The 2,334-nt window shown below is 60.3% G+C and carries 2 protein-coding genes; both read left to right on the forward strand.

The genetic code is table 11. The features are described from left to right. Positions 1-154: 154 nt before the first annotated feature. On the forward strand, positions 155-1,639 hold the full coding sequence (locus tag AC1DN0_RS40875) for a protein rep (protein WP_476760463.1): 1,485 nt from the start codon (positions 155-157) through the stop codon (positions 1,637-1,639). A 44-nt stretch (positions 1,640-1,683) separates the two neighbouring features. Further along, complete coding sequence (locus AC1DN0_RS40880) at positions 1,684-1,872, forward strand: DUF7706 family protein (RefSeq protein ID WP_476760464.1); 189 nt, start codon at positions 1,684-1,686, stop codon at positions 1,870-1,872. Positions 1,873-2,334 lie beyond the last annotated feature (462 nt).

Below are 2,334 nucleotides of genomic sequence, written 5' to 3' on the forward strand. Positions count from 1 at the left end.
CCCTGGACACCAGAAATGGAAAGGCCCCGCGAGTGTTGGACGCACTCCGAGGCCGTGACCGGTTGGATATCCCATTAACGTTGCGAGTCAAAGGAAACCGGCATGCACAGCATACCAAATCGCCTGGGCTCTCGCACCTTTCCGGTGTGAGGGCATGACGGCAAAAACTTTCAAGTCACCCCCCCCTGGAACCCTGTCGGCTGGCCGCGCACGCGCGCGCAAGGATGAGCACGCGGGAGCGGCCGACCTGGTCGCCCTTGGTAGTAATGCGAAATATTCTGCCGCTCACCCAGATGTGGACCCGGAAACCGGCGAAATCCTAGGCGTAGCAAGGGATGCGGCGGGATCTAGGTTCGAGCGCTTTGCCCTCCAGGCGGCGGCTCGGCGCCTCCTCCCGGAGTCCAGGACGGCCAAGTGCCTGCGCCTGCGGGCGAAGGGTCGGGAGATCCAGGTCCTGAAGTCCAGGGAGCACAAGAGCTGCAGCTACAAGGGTCTGCAGACCTGCGGGTCGGTCTGGGGCTGCCCGGTCTGTGCGGCCAAGATCAGCGAGCGCCGGCGGGTCGAGCTGCAGGCGGCTATCGCTTTGCACCAGGCGCAGGGCGGCCACGTGTTGCTTGCTACCTACACCACCCCCCACTACCTGGGTGATGACCTGGCGTTAGTCCTGGCGGGTCAGGCCAAGGCGCTGAACTACCTCAACACGGACCGGGCATCGCGGAAGGTCTTCGATGATATGGCCTGCATCGGCCAGGTGCGGGCGCTCGAGGTCACGCACGGGCGTAAGCGTGCGATCAACAACGGTTGGCACCCGCACTATCACGTCCTGCTCTTCGTGGCCTCTGGGCTCGATCTGGCGGCCCTCCAGGTGCGTTTGTTTGACCGGTGGGTGTCTGCTTGCCTGAAGGCCGGTTTGAAGGCTCCTAGCGCCGCTCATGGCGTTCGCCTGGACGATGGCAGTAAGGCAGCAGCCTATGCCTCCAAGTGGGGTCTCGAATCGGAAATGACGAAGGGCCACATCAAGAAAGCGCGGGATGGTGAGACGCCTTTCGACTTCCTGCGGGCCTACCTGGCCGATGGTGACAAACAGGCCGGGGCACTCTTTGCGGAGTTCGCCAAGGTCTTCAAAGGCAAGCGCCAATTGCACTGGTCAGCGGGCCTCAAAAAACGGTTCGCGATCGGGGAGATGACGGATGAAGAGCTGGCCAACAAACAAGACGATCAGGCTGTGCTCCTGGGCTCGATTTCTCTGGAACAGTGGCGGGCAATACTTCGGCACGAAGGGCGCGCAATTGTTCTGGAGCTTGCGGAAAAACAGGGGTGGGAAGTTGCTACGGGGTATATCGAATCAATCTCTCTGAGGGGCCATGATGACGAAACATGCGGTGTGGTGTCAGTTGGAAATCGAGACGAAGAAAATCGTCAAGCTGTACGGCAATGTGCCGGTCTGGGGCGTGACGAAATTGGGCAAAGAGGTGAAGCTCCTGAAGCCCTTTATGCACAGACTGCCAAAGCTTTGCAGGACGTGGCCAGCGGGCACGATTGGGACGCTGTACGCGATCCAGACTTCCGAGGGTGGCGCGGTCGCAGATGTCTTGCTGCCGCAGGACGGGCGACAGGTTCACTACGAGATTCCGTTTGATGACCTGGTGCCGGTGGACTGGCCGAAACAGTAGGAGATGACAGATGGAAACAGTAACTGTTCAGCTCGAGCTGGTAGATGCTCAAGCGATGGCGTTGGCGCAGTTCGTCAAGCGCGTGACCTGGTCGGATTTCCGGGCCTGCGCGGTGGATGATGAGGAGGCGTACATGATCCGGGCCGCGGTCGACCAGGTGGCGCGGGCGCTGGCCGATAAGGGCTATGCACCACGGTAAATGGTTGCGGGGTATGGGGGCGCTTTAGCCCCCATGCAAGCCTAGGATGGGCGATCACCAGGGGCGGGGCTTTGCGGCTACCGCCCTTTTCTCTTTGTCGGCCTCCCTCGCGCTCTGCAAGCCGCCTTTTTTGGGCCTTAGTTGACCTCATGGCTGTTATGTCAACGAGCCTTTGAATTGCCGTAACAAGTAACGCGAAATACAACTTTCTTGCGCAGGAGTGTCATATCCGGCATAGTTTGCGCAGGTCAGATGTTTTGTTTCTGGTTCGGTCGCTGGTGCGTGAGTGTGTGTGGATGCCTGACTCGCGCGCCCCTGGACACCAGAAATGGAAAGGCCCCGCGAGTGTTGGACGCACTCCGAGGCCGTGACCGGTTGGATATCCCATTAACGTTGCGAGTCAAAGGAAACCGGCATGCACAGCATACCAAATCGCCTGGGCTCTCGCACCTTTCCGGTGTG

The organism is Cupriavidus sp. 05N39 (genome assembly GCF_056397325.1).